The following is an 18,996-nucleotide window of genomic DNA, read 5'->3' as shown; positions in this document are numbered from 1 at the left end:
ATATGACTGGACCTACACTTGGTGAATCTGGAGAAGATAAGGTAAATAAACCAATAAATAAAAATAATTCATATGCTGAACTTGTTTCCTCGTATGTAAAAAACAGACTTAATAAAAAAGAAGATAGACTCACATTTGCAAAATCAATCGACTGAGTCAATGATTTTACTCCTGATCAAATTCAAGACATAAAAAACTTTTCTGGAACTGACTCTAGGTTCTCAGGACTTGAAATATCTAATGACACGCTTCAAGTAAGTAGTTTTAAAAAAGAAATTGCTCATTTTCTGGCTTGAATTCGTTCAAAAAAAATAGCTATCCAAGATAGTTTCTTGCAAGAATTTGATATAGATACCAAAAAATATTCATCAAAAATTGCTCCAAAAGTTGAAAGTATTGAGAGAGAATCGGAACTTGAGCTTTTACTAAAATCAGAAAAAGAGCGTAAAAAATTTATTAATACGGTCTATGGATCCACTCATACTCCAAATGTAAAGTTATTTTCATGAGTCTTACAGGACATGCAGATTGAAAAAAGATTTTCACGTCTTCCAGATCACGAACAACGAGCAATAAGTATTGTTAATAACAAAATCAAATCTCGACAAAAATTAGATACAGCTGATGTCATGACTCTTTTTGAATCATCTATATTTACTGTAGATGAAAAACAAAAAATTATTGAGTCATATATGCCAAGTATGACCGTTGCACAAGCAATAGAACTTTGAATTATTGATAATCAAGCTGCAAAATCTATAAAAAAAAGCGCTTTAGAAACTTCAGTTGAAACAGGACTTTTTGGAACTACGGGGATTGATGTTGAGAGCTATATATCTCAAATTAGTGATGAAGAACTCCTTATGTCTACGCAGTGACTTTTATCACATGCGAGTTCTCAAGAGCAACTCTTTGAAAAGAATTTTTTCTATGATCTCTTTGCAAGTGATTATAATACTCTTATAGCTGATATTGAGACGAGACTTGCGTCAGAGAGTGTTCAATCACTGGATGAAGCAAAAAGTATATTATGAAGTTTAGCAAATGTTGAGTGAGTTGAAAACTTCCATGCTGGAGCAATTATTGTTTTAACTCAAAAACTTCAACATCCTGAAACGAAAGTTCTGCAAGAAGTAAATCTCTACGCTGAAATAATAAATACTTGAAAAGTTGGGACATTTTCACTCGTTGATAGATGATCTGAATCCTATGACGCGAGAGCAAGTAGTGATGTTTCGAGACAAACGTACTCTCAATTTATAGACTTTGCAAGCAAGGCTCAAAATCAAGAACATTGAGTTCCTAAAATTGAGTTTATTTCGAAGCAAACACTCAATCATAGAATCCAAACATGAAAAATAACTGATAAACATTGAGCTGACAACTATCAGGATAAAATACAAATTGAAAGAGAAAAAACTCAAATTGCAGAACAAATTCAAGCGAGAAAAGATGAGTTAAGAAAACAATGAACTCCAAAGTCACAATGGAATGATGATTCAAAGCTCAATGAATTACTCCTCTTACAAGACGAAAAGGAACAAGTGTATCTGAACGTTTCAAGTCAAAATACAAAAACTTTGCACGCGCAACTTGATGAGCTGGATACTGAGTGAAAGGCATTTTGAATCGAAAAAGGGACTACATTTACGACCAATGGAAAAAAATGAGAAACTTTCAGTGTTCTTAGAGTATTTGATGATAATCAAACAATAGTTGTTAAATGACTTAAAGGAGAAGAATCCCTGACCTATCAACAATTTATTGAAGCTTTTAAAAGTCAAAAAGCAGTGAGAGTCTCTAAAATTACTGACTTTCAGGAGCTATTTACTCAAACTGACCAAATGTATACAAAATGGTCAGAATTTGAATTAAAATCTGGTAAAATACAACACAGAAAATCTAAAACGAATGTTAATTATGATTTTTTGGTTCCTATTTCATGATGATCAAAACAACTTTTTAAAATCCATTCTATTGATGGAGAGATGGTCACAGTAAGTTTTTGAGAAGTTGCTGATAAAAAGAAATCTGAAAAACAAAAAAATTGAGAAACGAAGGATAAAAAAGTAGGTGAAATTTTCAAGGTTGAGAGTCAGAAATATACTATGAGTGTATGAGTTTTAGATAGATATATTGTTGATAATAAACTTGAACTTAGAAGTTTAGAAGAGTGAAAGGTGAAACAGGAGAAAATGGATAATGTTCCAATTCCAGAAAGCAAATTTGGACTCTTTAATTTTATGTTTCAAGGAATGTCGCTTGCTTCAGTTGTGAAATGATCAAAAACAGCTATAGAGCAGATCACTAATATTCTCAATGAAGGTGATGATGATAAAGCAAACCAATTTGCCCTCAAGTTTTTTGGACCACTTTTATGAAAAGATGGGAAGACTGATATGATGTCTCGGGTAGAACAAACTCAAAAGAAAAGTATGGAAGAATTTATCTGAAGACTTAAGGATATTAATTCTAAACCAGCTACACAATTAATAAAAAATTGGCTCAAAGACCCAAGAACTCCAGAATATAAAAAAGAAGCTGGTATGTTTTATATGCTTGAAAAATATGGAGCGCTCAATGCGAAAGAGATGTATGAATACCAAGGTCAAAGTTATTGGTATCAAAAAATGTGAGGTATTATTGGAGATTCTGTGTGGATGAGAGTCCATGAAAAAAATGATAAACTTTGACTCAATACCACGGAAGAAGAACTCGTTTATAACCTCATGTCTGAACAAGTAAAAGAATGAGGGTATAATGGAGTAAAAAGAAGATCTAAACTCGCAAAAGAACTTAAGAAATTTAGAGGTCAATGAAAAGAGGAAGAATGGGCTGTAGGTTTAAAAGATGGTTCTAATGAAAGAGATGTAGTCGAACGAATTGATGGATGACTTTCAGAAATGAGCAGTTGAAATTATCCAAACTCTTTTTGATGGCTTGAGTCTGTCACGAACAAATGAGGGAGCATGAAAGAAATGAATATGATTCCGTTTGTTATGATGTACTCGGGTATGGCATATAATTTTGAGAAAGATATTCTTGATAAAGCGAAGAATTTTCCAAGCCAGTCTCGAATGCTTATGATGATGAGATTTATGTCGTATTCATGAGATATAGATATAGTGAATCAAACTATAAAAAGAATATCTGAAAGACTCGAAGAAAAGAATCCTCAAAAGTATGCTTGAATATCTGCTCAAGCTCAAAGTATATTTAAGAATCAAAAAAACAATCTTAAACCAGAATGAGAGAAACAAGATGAAACAATTGCATTTTATAAAAAATGGGGATGAGATATTACAGATATTTTATATATGCTTAATACGTGAGAGACTGAAGATATACACAACAAAATGATTTTTCTTGAAAAGGATGACGATCCTATATTCAAAAAATATTATAACAAACTTGAAGGATTTATGTGACAAGATCCAAGTTTTACTGAGAATAAGTTATACGAAGATCCTATGGCTGCAAAGGGAACTTCGGGTCTTAGTATAAAAAAAGCCTCAGGACTCTTTAATATGAGAACCGGGTGAGTTTTATCTCACTGAGATGCTTCAAATATGATGTGGACTGATGAAATAGTTCCAGAAATGGTTGCTGTAACAAAAAGAAAGTATGATTCTGATCCAATGAAAAATAAAGAAATTCAGAAAAAAATTCTCGAAAAGAACCTCAGAGATTTTCTTACTGCTATAATGGGGATGCATGCTGAAATTAGAACTCTTGCAGCATTTAATTCTCCCACTTGAAAATTTTCTAAACTCAATGATTGGTGAGTGTATTTTGATCAACTCGTGAATGCGTGAGCAAACTCAGAAAGTATTGATGCCTGAGAAAATACGTGAATTATTGATAGATTTGTAAACCAAATTATAGATCATGAAAATGGATGAAGAAGTTATGAAAGAGCAACTGTAGTAGATTCACGAGGCTGATATGAATTTTTAAATGAATGAGAAGTGCCATCAGATGACTTTCCAAGCTTTTCTGATGTGGTGAAATGAGATGTAAACAGGGCTATTACTCCTCGAGTAGCTCCACAAAGAAAAGATGATGATTATTCAGATGAATATTAATAGATTAAAAAACACTTATCAATTTGATAAGTGTTTTTTAATCTATTTGTACCAATTCGTGAGAACGGTTTGCAATGTGAGAGTCTTAATGTTTTCATTTCACACATCTCTCCATTGTACGAGAGAACTCACCCTCATTTTAGCATCATTTGAATTGATGCTCGCATCACTATTCGTATCTTCAATATATTCAACAATTATCTCTCGAGTGTAGAGAGGATTGATATCAACTCATCCACTTTGAGTATAAAATCATCTCGCATCTTTTTGCACTTTGAAATCATTTCTATAGCTTGGTGTATCAAAATCTCAAAGATTACTTTTCAAACTTAACTCAAATTGATTTTGAGCATTTCTATAAATGCTATAAGACTGATTTGCAAGTGATCTTATATCGTAAGTTGTAGTAGAGTTACCTAAACAATTAATATTATAATTTAGTACATTCCAACAGTTTCGCGTGTCTGCAGAGAATCTAATCCAGTTTGTATCTCGTATATTTGAAAATGATTCGAGTCCATCTCTTGCAATAGAAATTGCTTCTATACGGTTTCAAGTACTGTTTGCTAATCGTTGAGAGGAGTTTAGTAATCAATATACTCAAATGATTCCTGTTACAACAATCAAGAGTACGACCATTGCTTCGATGATTGATGTTGCTTTGAGATCGTATTTCATTGAATAATTGAGAAATATTTGTATTGTTTTCAGTATAAAAATAAATAGAAAAATCACAAGAAATATAAATACAATTTTGCCTTTACATTTTTTATTTTATTTATACAATCTGCGAACCTTAACCCAAAGATAGTGGAAAAATTTTCAATACATGACGAGTTAAAATTAAAGGAACTGTTTGCGCAATATAAATTTCCTGCATTTCGTTATGGTCAAATTGAGAACGCTATTTACAAAAACTTCATCACAAATTTTGATGAAATTCAAACAATTCCGAAAGAACTTCGAGAATTACTCAAGGAGAATTGTTTTTATGAGACACTAAAAGTAGATAATCAAGCTACTTCAGCGAACGGACAAACAACAAAATTTCTCTTTGAAACCCAAGACGGACTTTTTATAGAAGCAGTTTTGATGCGTCATCTCTCTGGAAGAAATACTCTGTGTATCAGTTGTCAGGCAGGTTGTCCGATGGCGTGTACATTTTGTGCAACTGGAAAACTCGGTTTACAAAAAAATCTACCACTCTATGAAGTTGTAGAACAAGTGATGTATGCTGCTCGAATGTTAAATTCTGAGTGAGAAAAACTCAGAAATGTAGTATTTATGGGTATGTGAGAACCTATGCTCAATTATGACGTGATGAAAGAATCAATTCACGTATTTACGAATCAAAAGAAGTTTGATTTAGCTAATAGAAGAGTGACGGTCTCTACTTGTGGAATTGTTCCTGGTATACAAAAATTTACTGAGGATTTCCCTCAAACATCGCTCGCAGTAAGTCTCCATGCTCCTAATGATGAAATTAGAAGGAGTATCATGCCAGTAGATCATACCTATGATTTAGAAAAGCTTATGACTTCATTGGATAGATACGTAGAAAAAACGAATAAAAGAATTTTTTATGAATATATCATGATTAATTGAGTAAATGATCATCTCAAGCTCGCTGATGAACTCGGGAAACTCTTACAGGGAAGGCTTGCTCATGTAAACTTCATCCCGTATAATGCGTGAGAGGGAACTGCATCAGACTGATATACTACGACTCCACGATTCATTATTGAAAAATTTCAAAGAACCCTTGAAAAATACGGAGTGGTTTCAACGATTCGAGCAACGATGGGAGATGATATTGCTGCTGCCTGTGGGCAACTTGCGAGAAAGAAAAAAGATACAGAAGAAAAAACTCAGGATTAATCCTGAGTTTTTTATTTTTTATATGAGTGTTCAACGTTTTTCGCAAACAACAGAAATCATTATATCTTCAGACTTAAAAGAAAGTCTTTTTTCTCCTTTTGGTCATATGTGTGTTCTATCAGTTAAATCGTCATTGTTTAAGTCCACAGTATTTATTAAATCAAGTACTCTTTGTTTAGTTATTTCTCAAACTCAAACTCCATCACACTCAAATCATTATGTCGTAACCTTCATTCTATCATCTTCTTGGTAAGTTTGGGCATCTAATTCACTTACTCAAACTGAAGCTAATAAAGATAAAACTCAAATTCATTTATGCATAAAATCTCTTATTATTAATAATATATTAATTATATACTAACTAAATACTATTTTTGTCAAATATAATTATAAGCTATTTTTCTTAATTTGCTGTTTGTGGATACAATGTGCGTAATAATTTTTACTAAACTCTATGAAATCTCTTATTTTTAAATTGTTCTTAACAGTTCTAGGTGGACTGTTCATACTTCTGTTTGCTGTTCCTTGGAATTATTTTGGTTTAGTTGTTCCATTTTCTGGACCAGATTATAAGCTAGGACTTGACCTTCAGTGAGGAATAGAGCTTGATTATAAAGTTGATTTAGAAGAAGCAAGAACTGAAGAAGATTACAATCAACAGCGTGAGGATTCAATCGTAGAAGGGTTAAAATCTGTAATTGATAAACGAATTGCTACACTTAATATCAATGATTCTATTATTACGAGTGCGAGTTACGGTGATGAACAACATATCATAGTTCAAATACCACTTAAATGAAATGATGCACTTCAAAGTTCAGCGAATATAGAGCGAGCGAAAGATGCGATTGGAAAAGTAGTTAGAATAGAGTTTAAAGAACTCAGGGAAAATATTACAGAAGCTGACAGAACAGCTAGAAAAGAACTTGCTGGTCAAATACTCACTGATTTACAAAAGAGTCCAGATGAATTTATCACTGAAACACAAAGATTTCAAAATAATAATGAATGAATTGAAGTTGGAACGGTTTCCGATATAACTTCATTATTAACAGAAAGTTGAGCAACTATTAATCTCAATAAGCAAAATATATCTACTTCACTTTCTGAAATAGAAAACACTGATGGTGAAAACTGATATCTTGTGTATAAAAAAAATGAGGATAGTTTTGATTATATCGTAGTAGACGCTGAACCATCAATATGGATATCTGCTGAAGATTCTCAAGGGAGAGTGCTCAACGATACTTATTTTACGAAAGCTTCGGTTCAATATAATCAGGCATTTCAACCAATGGTAGAGCTTACATTCAATAACGATGGAGCGGATATATTTGGTGAACTTACAAAAAGACTTGTTGGACAACCTATTGCTATATTTGTATGATGAGAACTCCTCACTTCTCCTACGGTCAATGATGCTATACTTACAGGGCAAGCAGTTATCACAGGAAATTATACTCCAGAATCTGCTCAAAAACTCGCGACTGATATAAATACATGAGTGGTTCCTGCCCCAATTTATCTTACAAGTGAACGAACTATCGATGCTCGTTTAGGTCAAAACTCACTTGAAAAAATAATCTATGCTGGTATGTTTGGTTTTCTAGTTATTTTATTATTTCTTATATTCACTTATAGACTTGCATGATTTGTATCAGCAATTGCACTATTTATATACATAGTTATAACACTCGCTATACTGAAACAATTTGGTGTAGTGCTCACTCTTGCTTCTATTGCTGGTTTGGTGCTCTCTATCGGTATTGCTATTGATGCTAATATTCTTATATTTGAAAGGGTAAAGGATGAACTCAGACAAGGAAGCACTATTCGTGAATCAGTAAAAATTTGATTTGAAAAGTCATTTTCAGCTATTTGGGACGCGAATATTACAGGTCTCATCGTAGCGCTGATACTTTTTGTATTCGGGATTAATCTTATAAAAGGATTTGGATTCATTTTGGGACTTGGTATTATTGTCAGTTTATTTTCAGTATTCTTTGTGAGTCGACTCTTTATCCGACTCATAGCTCGATCAGATATTTCTCAAAAAGTATTTATTTGAAAATAATCTAATATATATGAAAATTAATTTAGAAAATAGATTCCAAGCTATTACTTCATCATGAGAAACAGCTGAACTGAGTTTTAAAGATATAATATCTTACTGAGATTACACTTTATTGTATTTTTATCCAGCAGATAATACTCCAGGATGTACGCTTGAAAATAAAAGTTTTTCATCACTTAAAAATGATTTTCAAGACTTATGAATTGTGTTGGTTTGAGTCTCAAAAAACAGTATTGCGAGTCATAAAGACTTCATAGAAAATCATGATTTACAAATAGATCTCATTTCTGATCCTGAACTTATTCTTCATAAAGAGCTCTGAGCCTATGGAGAAAAGAATAATTATTGAAAAATAGTTACCTGAGTTATTCGTTCTACTTTTCTGCTCAATAAAAATTGAGAAATAATACAAGAATGGAGAAATGTACGAGCAAAAGGACATGCTGAAAAAGTCCTCAGAGAAATACACCTCCCAGAATAAAATAAAAACGAGCCTAGCTCGTTTTTATTTTGTCACGAAGTGAATCTATATCTCAGGCTCAAAGAAGTAATAGGATGGCATTATTTGGATTATCAATATCAAATTTCTGTATTAATTCAGCAGTATGAATGAGTCATTTGCCATTTTTACTATTTTTATGATTCACTGCTTCCAAAAATATCTCCGTATTCATGTTTATTTTATCTGCTTCACTATCTCTGGATTCATAAATATTTGGAACGATAAGGGTATCAGCTGCATCAAAACTCTCTTTAAATCACTCAATAAGTTCAATAGTACGAGAATATTGATGTGGTTGAAATACACAGAGTATTGTATGTTCGGGATAAGTATCTCTGAGCGCTTGAAGTGTTACTTGAATCTCAGTTGGATGATGACCATAGTCACTTATGAGCATATTTCAGTTTTCTGTTGTTCCTATTTTTTCCATACGTCTCCAAACTCCGCTATAGTTTTCTAAACTTTCGAGTATCACTTTATCTGATATTCCAATCATATGAGTAACGACGTAACTGAGTTTTGCGTCATAGAGGATATGACTTCCAGGTACGTGAAGAACTATCTCAGGAAAATCAAAAATTTCGCTACTTCCATCTACTCCTCTCAATTCAAAACTATTTTTAGACACAGCAATGTAGTTTATATCACTTCTTTTTCAAATAAGTTTAGAGCTGTTTTTTTCATTAGCATCGAGGATACAAAATCCTCAAGGAAGTATATTATGTATAAAATTTTCGTAGGCTTGTACATAACTCTCAGGAGTTTTAAAATAATCAGCATGATCATACTCAATGTTTGTAATCACTGCAACGAGGGGTTTGTAGGCATGAAAATGCTCTTTATATTCACAGGCTTCTATTACAAAAAAGTTATTATCTCATTGTGTGTAAAAATTTTTCCCTCCAAACTCTTTCAGTATCGTGCCTATGACTGCTGAGAAGCTCTCTCAACTATGTTTCAGTACTTGAGCAATCATACTACTCGTAGTTGATTTCCCGTGTGTTCAAGAAACTGTGATGAGTTTATACTCATTGACTACTCTTCAAAGTGCTTCTGAGTACTTCAAACATAATAGTTGTAACTCTCTTGCGCGTAAGAGTTCTCCTTGAGTCGTTGGAACAGCTTCTGAATAAATAATAGTTTCAAAACTGTTATCTATACGAGAACTACTAGCTCATATGATAATATCACATCACTCTCAAATGAGAGCCTCAATGAGTTTTGAATTATTTGAATCACTTCAAAATACTTCATATCACTGTGACAGATAATATCTAGCTAGTGCAGAGACTCCAATTCATCCTATTCCTATACAGTATATTTTTTTCTGGTTCATTATTTTTAAATGTTTTTTTTTAATGTATCATCAATATTGTCATAGACCTCGTTTTCTAAATCTATGAGTTCTTCTTCACTCATCTTTCAAAGCACCCAGTCACTGACATCATACCTATCATCTAAACCCACTCATACTTTGATTCTTTTCCAAGAGTCTGAGAAGTATTGTATAATACTTTTAGCTCCATTATGTCATCCAGCCGATCACTTATCACGAAACCTCACCTTTCAGAACTCAAGGGATATATCATCAAAAATTATTATAAACTGTGAAGTATCAAGCTTATAAAATTGAGATATTTTTTGAAGTGACTCTCCAGAAAGATTCATGAATGTTTGAGGTTTTACCAATATAACTTTTTCTCAACTTATATCTCAGTGAGATATATCAGCTGTAAATTTTGATTCATACTTCCAATCAGAAAAATTATTTTTTTCTCTAAAAATGTTTAAAAATATAAACCCAATATTATGTCTTGTAGTACTATATTTTTCTCAAGGATTTCATAGTCATACTATTATTTTCATGTGTTTGTTCTGAAGAATATTTATTAATAATTATATGAAAAAGTCTCTGCTGAGCAAAAGAGCTTTTAGTAAAATATTTTAACAAAAGCTGATTGGAACAGTTTGATGCTATGAGAAATGACACGAAATAGTATATTTTTAGGTTTTTTTTCAAGTAATCAAAAATCAAATACATAGAGGTCTTTGCCGTCAGTAATGAGATTATGTATTGTTTGAGGATGCGTTACAATATCACTTCCTAAAAGATCTAAAAATACTCATTCATTTTGCCACATTACTTCATTTGCTATGACGAGCCTTTTAAAACGTGATAACAGTTCAGGATTATTATCCATCATATCTCGGGTTAGCTCTTTTCCTCATTCTACTTTTACTTGGTCAATGACAAAGTGGCCTTCAGAATCCTCATAAATCTTAGTTTCTGGAATAAATGCTATAGGTCAGAAATATTTTCGTATTGTTTCAAGTGATGTGTTTACTTTTTCATACGAGCTACAATCTCTATACATCGTATTTTTTGCTAAATACGTTGGCATTTTATAAAAATGTCAGTCTTCTTCAAAGACAAAATTTTCTCAAAGCAGTCTCCATGAAAATTTTCATTTTCTCATTTCTTGAATTTCTTCAGCTTTTTTATCCATTATTTCATATATTTAGAATGTATTTTCTTGAGTTGTGGATTTGTAACGTGAGTATAGACTTGAGTAGTAGTTATACTTGAGTGTCAGAGCATTTCTTGGATACTTCGCAGGTCAGCTCCAGCTCAAAGTAAACTCGTTGCAAAACTATGCCTAAGAGTATGAGCTGAAATATCTTTGAGTATTCAAGCTTTTACAGCTCGAGATTTAATCATTCCGGTTATAAAAAATCTTGAAAGTCTTATCGTCTCATCCTCAAGTGCATCAATTGAATCAATTTTAATATTATGGCGAATAAAGAGGGGACTGACATGATCATTTCTCGATTGTAAATATTGCTCAATTAGTTCAGCAGCATGTTCGGTCAGATACACTATTCTAAGTTTTCTTCATTTTCAACGTATTGCAAATTCTCGTGTTTCTAGATTGATATCTGTTTTATTGAGTGCAGTGAGTTCTGAAATACGCAGTCATGTTGAGTAAATACACTCCATAATAGCTTTGTCACGTTTCCCAATAAGAGTTTTTGTATTTGGGTTATCAAAAAGTTTTTCTAGTTCTTCAGGGCTCAAAAACTCAACCTGGCGAGATTCTGCTTTAATAAGATCAATACTTGTAGCAGAAAGTGTTTTAATGCCTTGTTTTTCAAGATATTTTAAAAAACTACGAAGCGTTATCATATATGCATTTGCAGTCTTGATAGAAATTTTTTTTGTTCACTTATATAAATAGCTTCGAAATCATTCAGCAAGTTTGTGAGTTATTTCCTCTACCGTGAAAGTGAAACTATCTATATTTTTATCTTCTAAATATTCTGAAAATTTCTCCAAATGTCGATTGTATTGCTCAACCGTTTTTGGAGATTTATCTTTAATAACTTCTAGCCAGTTATTAAAATCATCTCGTGCTTCTTGGAATTTCATAATTATATTTTAGTTGGATCAAAGTCGGGATATTTTTCAATAAAATTTTGTACAGGAAGAAAATTTTTATCTCATAATTTTATTATCTCTTCCCAAGAAAGCCATTCCCACTTTTCCAATTTATCTGGTTCCATATTTTTAAGTTCTCATGTGAATTCTGTGATAAATGTGGATATATTTATATAATGTTTTTCATTGTTTGGATATATTTCATTGAGTGTTCCGTATACTATTACATTTTTTTCTTGAGCTATAAGTCAAGTTTCTTCATATAATTCTCTTACTGCACATTCTTCAATTGTTTCTCAATATTCTAAGTGTCAACCGGGAGGAGAGTATTTTCATTCTCAGTGTTTAGACTTTCTTAGTCCGTACAGTATTTTTCAATCTTTGACTGCAAAGGATCAAATTCATACCCTTATTATTTTTTCCATATTAGAAATATTTACACGATAATTTCTGGATCTCCATCGGTGATAAGAATGGTATGTTCAAATTGGCAGCCGATACTACCATCTTCTACATAGATTTCCCAATCTCAATGATCTACGATATTTCCAGAAGAATATCAAATAATTGGCTCAATTGCAAGGGTCATTCCAGCTTTGAGTTTCATACCTGTTCAAGGAGTTCCATAATTGTAAATATACGGTTGTTCGTGAAGAGATTTACCAACTCAATGACCAGTAAGATCTCGTATAATATGATATCACTTCTTTGAAACATAGGAATCTATAGCTGCTCATATATCTCAAACAGTTTTTCAAACTCTTGCTTGTTCGAGTCATTTTTTTAGAGCTTTTTCACCAACTTCTAAAAATTTCTTTTTTTCTGGATAATCATCAGGATTTCAAACTATCATAGTAAAGGCTGCATCCGTACATATTCAAAACTGTTTGTCTTTTACTCAAAAATCAAACGTCACAACATCTCAATCTTGAAATTCGATACTTTCAAGGGGACGACCATGCACTACTACATCATTCACACTCGTTTGGAGTGTGAATTTATAGCCATACACTCCTGTGAATGCTGAGAGGACTCAAGCAGATTTACATATTTCTAAAGCAAGTTTATCTATGTCAGCAGCTTTTGTGCCAGCAACAGTTACTTGTTTAATTTTATCAAAAACTCTTTTATGAACTTTTGCGTTTTCGCGCATAATTTGAAGTTCTTTTTCACTGAGCATGTACACATGTTAACGAGTATAATTCGTAAAAGTATAGAGAAAATTTAATTATTTACAAAATAAGTTTATCTATAGCTACAGTTTCCATCTCAAACTCATTGTTTATTACAGAGTTTTTCTGCTTGTGGGACTTGTTTAGAGAGTATATTTATACTTCTCATGAGTGAATAATGTATTTCTATAATTCTTCATTGGAGTTTTTGAGTTGATACGTCCTGACTGAGAGAAAAAGGAATCTGCTCTTCATACATAGTTGCTATACTCTGAGATATTTCTGCAGAATTTTTAGCTATTGTATCGACCCGTGTGAGTTCTAAATAAGGAATAGAATCTTGACCACTTTGAAGTTTTTGAGCAAGTGATTCATCAAAACTCTGAGCTACATTTGTAACTTGAGTCAGAGAGTTATTTGCTGTATTTGAGAGGGGATTACTGGTAGAGAGTCAACCACCGTTATACCTATTTAAATTTCACATAATGATTCATGCTTGATCTGTTGAGATTCCCTGTTCCTCGAGATATCTTGCTAGTACAACAGCTTCTTGTTCTTTATAAGAGCCTTGTGCACTTCAACCACGTGCCAAAGTCCACGCATCTTTCCATTGTTGGATTCATTTTTTTGTTTCTCACGTAAAATTACTAATAGTAAGTATTTGTTTGAGACTTGTATCTTTAAATCACCCATCACACGCGGAACAGCCAGAAAGTGTATCCGGGTTATAGTACTCAAGAATTTGAGTACTGAAATCATTTGGAGTTAATATAAATATAGAATCTGTTGCTATAAAACTCTTTCATAACAGTGAACTTCTCATAAAATCTACAATTGTATCATTATTATTTATAAGACTTACTATCGCATTTCTAGCACTTGATTGCGTGAAAGTACAGTTTGAAACTCATTCACACAATTTGTTGAGAACAGAATCAGCAGATCATCTCTTACTGGATTGTAATAGAACTTGAGTGAGTTTTTCGCTGTAAGACTCAAGTTTTGTGACATCTCTTTTTATCTGGTCAGGTATTTCCTGCGTCATTGGAAGCGAGATTTTGTAATCAAAACTCGTATAATACTTTCAAACTGAAAATATTCTATTCATACTTGTAGATATTTTATTTTTATTCTCAGTATTTTCTTCTGCAGTTTTTTCAGATGATGTGAGACCTGAAAGAATATTTCACATAATAACTTCAACATCTGCCATATATTGTGTCAGCGCTGGAGCTGGACCATCCTGAATTTTACAACTTTGGCTGCATTCATCAGCAAAAAGCTCTGTTTGAATTCAAATAAAACAGCTAAACAAGATAAAAGAGTATGTAAGTATTTTTGTATTCATATTTAGCTACTTCTTGTAGGAATTTTTTTCATTTCACTGACCATTCAAGCAAGAGAGGCCGTAAAATCCTCGATTCATTTTAAGAATATTTCAAGCTCTGCAAATTGTTTTTCAAATCTATTCATCTCAGCGCTTAAAGTCTCTTTATTACTTTGGCTTGATACTTGTCTATTATTTTCCATAAGTGCTGCTCTAAAAATATCTAGTTGATTATTTCTGTTTTCTGATGTAGTTATAGGAAGTCACCCGGAAGCTAAAATTATTTTTTGCCTCAGCTCAGTCCCATTAAATACTTCTATATCATTTTTTCTCATACAATCTAGACCAGCATTTTTATAAAATTCACACACTTTATTTTCTACTTTTTCAGCTTCAGAACTCAGTAAATTTTCATTTCATGATTCTAAATCCAAAATAGGAAGAGGTTTGGTAGATACTTCTATTCAAAAACCTCGAAGCATTCCTGGGAGGTCTTTTATAATACTACCAAGTTCAAAGTTATTTGTTGTCATTTTTCTCTGAGTCAATGAGGCATTAGCAGGTTTTTCAAGATGCTTTGCAACTTTAGAGAGCACTTTTTCAATAGAACTTGTTGTTCATCAAGCAAGTCAGTATTGTGATTTTTGAAACTCTATTATTATACAAAATACGTCTCCTACATCACATTTCCAGTCATCTTGTACACTTGCATATTGTCATTCAGGTCAAATCGCTGGATATGGTCAACCCCAACTTGCTCCATTTGAGGCAGTACCATCTGGATATACCCAAGTATTTGTTGATGGTACATATGTACCTCAATTTACTCACTGTATAGAGTTATAAAGCTCTTCAAAATCCAAACTCACGAGTCAGCTGTTATTCACAGGACACATATATCTGTGATCATCTATCGAGTCAAGTAAAACTACAGGAGCATCTTCTGCTATTCCATCCTTATCTACAATATCAGGACTAGTAATATCTTTAGGTAATAGAGCATCACTGTCGTAGAGATATTTTTTATCTTCCTTAAAAAAATTATCATATTTTTTGTCATCTGACCCATTACTTTCCTCACCTTCATATTCAATCTCTTCGCTAAAAATAACTCTATCGATTTCTTGAATATCAAATATGAGATCAAATGGAGAATTTTCTATATTTCCATCACTGTATAGGCCAACTCGTGCAATTTCATAGGTGGCTTCTGTCTTTTCTTGAGCTCGTATAAGATAGCTACTTTTCGTATATGCAATAGCGTTTTGTACTTTTTCTATCATGAGATTCGGAGTTCCACCAGCTTGAGTAGAGTTACATCTATCTACTATAAACTCGATACTCGAATCTGCATTGTTTCACAAAATAGTTTCCATCTCATCACTTGACCTGATGTCACACTCTATTCATTCTGCTGCAAGAATTGGTCTTATCACATCTCCAATTGGAGCTTCTCATTGACCAGTTAATTCGTATTCATACTGTTTTTGCTCAAGTTCTTTTAGACCTTTATCAATATTTTCGTATAAATCGAGTCACAAGTCTTCTCACAAAAATGAGTACCCTTGAGGAAGAAAAAAGTGACTGATTAAAATACAGACATATATAAAAAAAATCTTCGTATTTTTATAAACTGGGAATGGAGTGGTTTTCCTCTTCATAAAGTTCTATTTTCTATATCAAGTTGTAGCTTCTATAATACCGATTATAGCATGTTTTTCACTATTTTAGATAAAAGAGTATTGACTAAATGTATTAATAATTTTATATAATAAAAAAAAGAAGCCAATAAGGCTTCTTTTTTTATTGTACTTCAATTTTATTTTTAATAGATTTGAGTGTAAACGATTTTTTCTCAGGATTTTGAAGAATACTTTCTGCAATCGAATCCTCAATTGTGTCTGTGATATATCTGCGTATTTCTCTCGCTCCAAATTCTGGATTGTACACCTCTTTTGTAATAGTTGTAATTGCTTTTGCATCAAAATTGAGTTTGAGCCCTTTCATTTCAAGTCGAGTATTAAACTTTGAAAGAAGTAACTTCACTATCTTTTTAATTGCTGCGGTATCCAAGGGGTTGAATACAATTACTTTGTCTATTCTGTTTATAAACTCAGGGGAGAAATAATCAGTGAGAGAGTCTTTGATCTTTTGTTTTGCTTTTTCATAATCTGTTATGATTTTCTCTTCGGCTGTTTCTGAAATATTAAATCAGATTTGAGCTGCTTTTTCTGAAAACTCTTCTTGTCAGATATTAGAAGTCATAATGATAATAGTGTTTTTGAAGTTAATTTTTCTTCATTTATTATCAGTTAATATTCATTCTTCAAGTATTTGAAGGAGCAGATTGTATACTTCTACATCTCATTTCTCTATTTCATCAAAGAGGATAATAGAATATGGTTTTTTTCTGACTTTTTCAGTAAGGAGCCCACCTTCTTCGTATCAAACATATCAAGCAGAGGCACCTATAAGCTTATTAGTTGCTGTTTTATCAGAGTATTCACTCATATCTATTTTTATAAGTGCTTCTTCGTCTCCATAATATTCACGAGCTAATACTTTTACTATTTCAGTTTTTCAAACACCAGTTGGTCATAGGAAGAGGAAACTACCAAGGGGTCTATGTGGTTCACCAATTCCTGTTTTATTTCTGATAATTGATTTTGAAATAGCATCAATGGCGTCATCCTGAGAGATAATACTCTTTTTCATTATCCCTGGGAGTTTTTTGAGTCTGTCTATTTCATTTTTAGAGAGATTTGCAATAGGGATTCCAGTGGTAATTGAGAGGACTCTGTGAATGTCTTCTGGTGTCACCCAAAATCTTTTGTCTTTTGGAATAGAAAATTTCTTTTTCAGGCTTTGTATTTCTTTTTCGAGTTTTTTTTGAGTTTCTTTGAGTGTAACTGCTCTCTTATATTGTTGAGAAATAACTGAATCTTCTATTTTTTTCTGATTTTTTGCTATTTTTTCTTTTATTTTTTTGATTTCAGCTTCATCGAAATTGTATTTCATTGATTTAAGCGAACAGGCTTCATCAACTAAATCTATAGCTTTATCAGGGAGTTGTCTGTCTGTAATATATCTCATAGAGAGATCTACTGCTTCCGTTATTGCTTCGTTAGAAATATTGAGATTATGATATTCTTCATAGACTTCTTTGAGTCCAATAATTATTTCAGTTGCTGTTTTTCGATCTGGTTCAGATGCGTTAATTTTTTGAAATCTTCTCTCTAAAGCTGGATCTTTTTCTATATATTTTTGGTATTCTCATAGCGTTGTAGCTCAAATAACTCGTATTTTTCCACGTCCCATAGCTGGTTTAAGTATGTTAGAAGCATCTAAACTTCATTCACCACTTCAAGCTCCTATTATGGTATGTATTTCATCTATAAAGAGGAGAACTTCATTCTCAGCTTTACTCGCTTCGTCTATTACTTGTTTGATTCTCGTTTCAAACTCACCTCTAAATTTTGTACCAGCTACGAGAGATGACATATCAAGAGAAAGGATTCGTTTATCTTTCATAGAAAATGGAACTTCTCATTTTGCTATTTTGAGGGCAAGTCACTCAACAATTGCTGTTTTTCCGACTCAGGCATCTCATACCAAACACGGATTATTTTTTGTTTTTCTGTTAAGTATAGCTATAAGTCGTTCTATTTCTGTTTCTCTCCCAATTATGACATCTATTTTACCATCTCGAGCTTCTGCTGTGAGATCAGTTGAAAAGAAATCAAGAGCTGGAGTACTGGATTCATCTTTTTTATCTTCCATAACTGGATTTGCATCAAATGGGAGATCTCACTCAGATTCATCTTTCCCACCTTGTAAGCTTGAAAAAATATTATCAGCAAGGTTTCAAAATAGTTTTTCTATAGAAGAATCTGAGGTGTCTTCATCAAGGATTTGTCCATTGAGTCAGTCAATAGTTCCTACTTTAATAAGGTCATTCATGTTTGTCTCAACGTCACTTGGATTAATTCCTATATATTCTAAGAAGTTAGCGAGCCAAATATCGTTTATAAGAAGTGATAAGAGTAAGTCCTCTAAACTCGCTCTCGCTTTTGTGTTTTGTGCTGCTATTTTTACACTTCAAAGTATAATATCTTTACATTTTTGGTGCATCCCACTATATACTCATTTTCTTTTTAACGGAGCAACATTAAATAGTCATTTGTTAATGATTTCTAAAGTGAGTTTTTTATCTATACCATAGAGCGTAAGTATTTCGAGAATTCAACCATCTGCTGTTTCTAAAAGCTCTAAAAATATATCTTCTGGTTGTAGGTTTTTAAGTCCTATTTCTCTTGCTTTGTTTTCAGCATTAATAAGAGTTTTTTTGTATCCATCTGAAAAGTTGTTGTAAACCATTTGTATCGTTTTTTATTTGAAATTAAGCTGTGATAGTGTAGTCATATACTAAGTGTTGTAAAGCAATACAAGTGCTTTTATGTTAAAAAATACAATTGCATCTCGTTGCTTAAATAATATAATCAATTATATACTATTTTCTTAC

General features: G+C 32.4%; 14 protein-coding genes. 4 read left to right on the top strand and 10 right to left on the bottom strand.

Translation table 25 applies throughout. From position 1 onward, the window contains the following. Window positions 1–2 precede the first annotated feature (2 nt). A complete protein-coding gene (locus GW846_03685; GenBank protein NDK09854.1) occupies window positions 3–4,085 on the top strand; it encodes a hypothetical protein in 4,083 nt (1,360 codons plus the stop codon). A gap of 42 nt (window positions 4,086–4,127) precedes the next feature. On the opposite strand, the gene GW846_03680 is transcribed toward GW846_03685, so the two are convergent. Then, entirely contained in the window at window positions 4,128–4,763 is a 636-nt protein-coding gene (locus GW846_03680) for a hypothetical protein (GenBank protein ID NDK09853.1), read from the bottom strand. Between the two features lie 132 nt (window positions 4,764–4,895). Here GW846_03680 and rlmN point away from each other — a divergent pair, with 132 nt between their 5' ends. From rlmN to GW846_03665, 3 genes are all read left to right on the top strand, one after another. Continuing rightward, on the top strand, window positions 4,896–5,963 hold the full coding sequence (rlmN, locus tag GW846_03675; protein ID NDK09852.1) for a 23S rRNA (adenine(2503)-C(2))-methyltransferase RlmN: 1,068 nt from the start codon (window positions 4,896–4,898) through the stop codon (window positions 5,961–5,963). 454 nt (window positions 5,964–6,417) lie between these two features. Continuing rightward, on the top strand, window positions 6,418–8,037 hold the full coding sequence (secD, locus tag GW846_03670) for a protein translocase subunit SecD (protein ID NDK09851.1): 1,620 nt from the start codon (window positions 6,418–6,420) through the stop codon (window positions 8,035–8,037). Window positions 8,038–8,047: 10 nt separating this feature from the next. Then, window positions 8,048–8,518, top strand: coding sequence for a peroxiredoxin (locus tag GW846_03665; GenBank protein NDK09850.1), 471 nt, complete (start codon window positions 8,048–8,050; stop codon window positions 8,516–8,518). A gap of 13 nt (window positions 8,519–8,531) precedes the next feature. Here GW846_03665 and murC read toward each other — a convergent pair whose 3' ends face one another. The 9 genes from murC to GW846_03620 form a co-directional block, all read right to left on the bottom strand. Next, window positions 8,532–9,875 (bottom strand): UDP-N-acetylmuramate--L-alanine ligase, encoded by a 1,344-nt coding sequence (murC, locus tag GW846_03660; GenBank protein NDK09849.1) that lies wholly within the window; start codon window positions 9,873–9,875, stop codon window positions 8,532–8,534. Between the two features lie 5 nt (window positions 9,876–9,880). Then, the gene (locus GW846_03655) at window positions 9,881–10,405 is read right to left on the bottom strand and encodes an aminoacyl-tRNA hydrolase (protein NDK09848.1); all 525 of its coding nucleotides are present in this window, start codon (window positions 10,403–10,405) and stop codon (window positions 9,881–9,883) included. Window positions 10,406–10,470: 65 nt separating this feature from the next. Beyond that, entirely contained in the window at window positions 10,471–11,046 is a 576-nt protein-coding gene (locus GW846_03650; protein NDK09847.1) for a hypothetical protein, read from the bottom strand. Next, complete coding sequence (locus GW846_03645) at window positions 11,046–11,966, bottom strand: tyrosine-type recombinase/integrase (GenBank protein ID NDK09846.1); 921 nt, start codon at window positions 11,964–11,966, stop codon at window positions 11,046–11,048. The genes GW846_03650 and GW846_03645 overlap by 1 nt, the downstream gene beginning before the upstream one ends. Window positions 11,967–11,968: 2 nt before the next feature. Beyond that, window positions 11,969–12,400, bottom strand: a complete 432-nt coding sequence (locus GW846_03640) for an NUDIX domain-containing protein (protein NDK09845.1) — start codon at window positions 12,398–12,400, stop codon at window positions 11,969–11,971. A gap of 11 nt (window positions 12,401–12,411) precedes the next feature. Then, window positions 12,412–13,155: a type I methionyl aminopeptidase gene (map, locus tag GW846_03635; GenBank protein ID NDK09844.1), complete on the bottom strand. Its 744-nt coding sequence runs from the start codon at window positions 13,153–13,155 to the stop codon at window positions 12,412–12,414. Window positions 13,156–13,220: 65 nt separating this feature from the next. Then, window positions 13,221–14,495 carry a hypothetical protein gene (locus GW846_03630; GenBank protein NDK09843.1) on the bottom strand — a complete coding sequence of 425 codons (1,275 nt, stop codon included), beginning with the start codon at window positions 14,493–14,495 and terminating at the stop codon, window positions 13,221–13,223. Between the two features lie 2 nt (window positions 14,496–14,497). Beyond that, window positions 14,498–16,135 carry a hypothetical protein gene (locus GW846_03625; protein NDK09842.1) on the bottom strand — a complete coding sequence of 546 codons (1,638 nt, stop codon included), beginning with the start codon at window positions 16,133–16,135 and terminating at the stop codon, window positions 14,498–14,500. Window positions 16,136–16,277: 142 nt separating this feature from the next. After that, the gene (locus GW846_03620; GenBank protein ID NDK09841.1) at window positions 16,278–18,851 is read right to left on the bottom strand and encodes an ATP-dependent Clp protease ATP-binding subunit; all 2,574 of its coding nucleotides are present in this window, start codon (window positions 18,849–18,851) and stop codon (window positions 16,278–16,280) included. Between the last annotated feature and the right edge of the window lie 145 nt (window positions 18,852–18,996).

It is taken from the genome of Candidatus Gracilibacteria bacterium, assembly GCA_010119145.1.
GTDB lineage: Bacteria > Patescibacteriota > Gracilibacteria > BD1-5 > UBA6164 > JAACSU01.
This window is presented reverse-complemented; position numbering and strand designations above follow the sequence as displayed.